The following is a 3,083-nucleotide window of genomic DNA, read 5'->3' on the forward strand; positions in this document are numbered from 1 at the left end:
AAAGAATGTCTACTTCACGATCAGCCAATTGATAGCTTGCCATATGGTCATTCTCATTGATTTTCTCGGTTGACCAGCCTAAGCTTTTTAAAAGTGCATGAGCACTTTCCATGGTGAGACGATCATCATTGTCATCCACTTCATCCACTTCCTCTGCCACTTCAACAGAAGTTGTTTTAGAAGCAACAGATGCTATTTGCGGATCCAAGCTCAAAATCGGTGCATTTTTCGGAAAACCTGCTCGATAACCCCGTGCAAGAGTGAGGAGATTATCAATTCTATATTTTGAGATTTCTTCCACAAAACCTAAAGAATTTCCCTTTCTAAAATTCTCCTTATAAGATTTGAGCTTTTCAACATCCCCAATCAAAACAAGCGCAATAAGGTGACGCGCTACAAGATCAAGTTCACTGTCTGGGGAAAAAGCCGCATAATCATAAATGATTTGATTGACATTTTTCCGATCAGCCCATTCAAGAATATCCGCACTGATCTGCTTTAGCTTGCCTTCATCTAATTCAGTACTAGAAACTGTATAAACTTCTTCTGCTTCTTTGAGGGCTATATATTGAGGCATATTATAGAAAATCTCTCTATGAGCAGTGGAAAAGCCAAGTGTTGAAAGGGAAGCCTTAAATGCAACAATTGGCTCTTCTTCATCACTTTGAAGACTGTACATTATATTGATGATACGGTCTTTACTGATAAAATAGGTATTACGATCATAGTTTTTATCACGATAAACTGTCCAACCCATTTCTTTTAATTGCTCAGCAACCTTATTGAAAGTAATCAAAGCTTTCGGACCAAGATGTGCTTCTGCTGCTTCTCGCTCATTAAGGATTTTCAGATGTTTTTCAGCAAATTCAACGGCATGGTTAACATATTTTTTTACTTCATTATCATCCAAATGTTCAGAAATCGTACCTGCTTCTAAAAAATTTTGATAAGATTTCAGGGTATCAATTCGACCTGTCAACGCTAAACAAGCCAAATGCCAAACTATATCTGTATCGTAACTATATTTTTGAACAACTGTTTTGCTTTCGATCGATGCTTGTAAATCTTGAGCGCGTGCCCATTGTATTATCCGCTCAGAGATTTGCGTCAATTCTTGCTCATTCAACCTCTCTACACAAATATCAATCCCTTTACCAAAACCACTAAAAATCCCTCCCCCAATTGTATTAAAAGACTGATAAATATCCGTAGGTCGTATCCAATTATATTCTCCCCTATAGTGAATATAACGACAAGCTATAGAAATCTCTTCATTAGAGATCTCAGCTTCAAGACGGACATTGTAATTGTCATGGAGGCGTACAAAACCAAAATCAAACTGAATAAAACGATCTGGCAAAGAAAGAAACATTCTCCCAGGTTCCATAGCAATCCATCCTAGCGTTTTGAAGATGCGACTTGCTGCGGTAAGGCTTATCGAGCGCTGTTTGGGCTTTTTGCGCGTTAGAATATCGTCTAACTCTCCATTCTTATAGGCTTGTGCAAATAAAATAAGGCGATCAATCCACTCCATGGTTGCATAATCGGCAAATTCTGGAACATGTAATTGGGGTGCCGGCTTATCAGACCTTAAAGCATCAATATCGCCAAGCAATGCTTGTGCAACAGCAGAATGATTGGCGGCTTCTTCATGCAATTTTTGTTCAATATCTTGTACTTTCGCCCACGCAATTACCCTATTTAAAGCTTCCTCAATATGACTTTCAGAAAGATTCTGTGCTGTAACTCCGAAATTTTCTTCTGCAGAAATCAACATATCATCATATTTATAGCGCGACTGTTCGCTATTAGAATATTCCTCAGCAAGGCAATAAGCGGCGGTAGTAAGAGCGACTGATAGCCGCAACCTTCCACCATCCTCTCCATAATCTACAACATCATAGAGAATGCGTATTATACGATCAGAAAGATGATAATAAGCAAATGTATCTCCAACTTCATGGCGATGAGTCTCCCAGCCCAATCTTTTTAAAATTTCTGTTACGTTTTTGGTTTGCATAGTCATTCACTTTTCTTCTAAATAACTTGGATATTCGTTTAGTTTATATTTTCGTGGTCCTTTTTCCCATTTCTTACTCAATTGTTTTTTAGGCCACTCTTTATTAAATTTTTTTAGTTGTTCCTCAGTTGGTTTCTCTTTTTTTATAAACTTTTCTAAATTTTCTTGGTATTTATTAAATTTCTCTTTATTTTTCTTAAGATACTCTTCAGCTTTAGGACCACAAAACTTTATACTTCCTGTTGTTTTACATATTTCTCTTAAAGCTTTCTGCATTTTATTTAATTTGGCTTTACCTGTTTTCGTCTCACTAAATGCTGGTTCACCATCCTCAATATAAGTATTATCAGGACGTGTTCTTGCCTTAATTGTACCTTTATCTGTCTTAATTTCAATTTCAATCGTTAATTCTCCCTCGCTTGGTGAAAATCCTTCCTCCTCTAATCTTTGTTTTTCCTCATCGCGTTTTTTGTCATGATATTTCCTACCTTTATTAAGCTTTTTACCCTTTCCATCGTTGTCATCGTCATTATTGTTTTGTGGTTCTTTATTGTTTCCGTTTTTTTTCTTATTTTTACTTTCTTTCTGAGAATCTTTATTTTTTTCTTCTTGTGAGTTTTGATTTGTTTTTTCGCTATCTTCTGCAGAATTTTTCGATGCAAACCAATAGGTAAGGAAATCAGCTATAGCGGTTCTATTGTTAGGAGATTGAACAATAGTTGCTCCACCAGCCATAAAAAGAGACAGAGCTGCCAACTCTTGTGGCGTAAGCGACACAATGAACGCTACAGCAGCTGCTACCGCAGGAAGAAAATTATTTTCGGCAGCATTACCTGCGGCATCAGCGCCAGTATTGACATCACCACCAGCAAGGGCAGCAGCAAAGCCTCCCGCTATGCGCGCGATATCAATGGCATGATCATTAAAATCAGAAAACTGTGCTTCAATCTTTGCGTTTATACGCGCTTCCTCTTCCGCAGTTGGGGTGCGACCGTTTAGGTCCCCCATTTCCTCTTTCACAATGCCTTGCACCCACAATTGAAACTGGAGCATAGCAGTGGCT

General features: G+C 38.0%; 2 protein-coding genes. Both read right to left on the minus strand.

From position 1 onward, the window contains the following. On the minus strand, positions 1 to 2,020 hold a 2,020-nt coding region (locus tag ACFIL7_RS04630; RefSeq protein ID WP_375683397.1), incomplete at its 3' end, for a DUF6990 domain-containing protein. Positions 2,021 to 2,026: 6 nt separating this feature from the next. Beyond that, positions 2,027 to 3,083: VENN motif pre-toxin domain-containing protein (locus ACFIL7_RS04635; RefSeq protein ID WP_375683398.1), on the minus strand; the 1,057-nt coding region annotated here is incomplete at its 5' end.

The sequence above is a fragment of the Bartonella sp. AP3QHHD genome, assembly GCF_042195765.1.
GTDB lineage: Bacteria > Pseudomonadota > Alphaproteobacteria > Rhizobiales > Rhizobiaceae > Bartonella.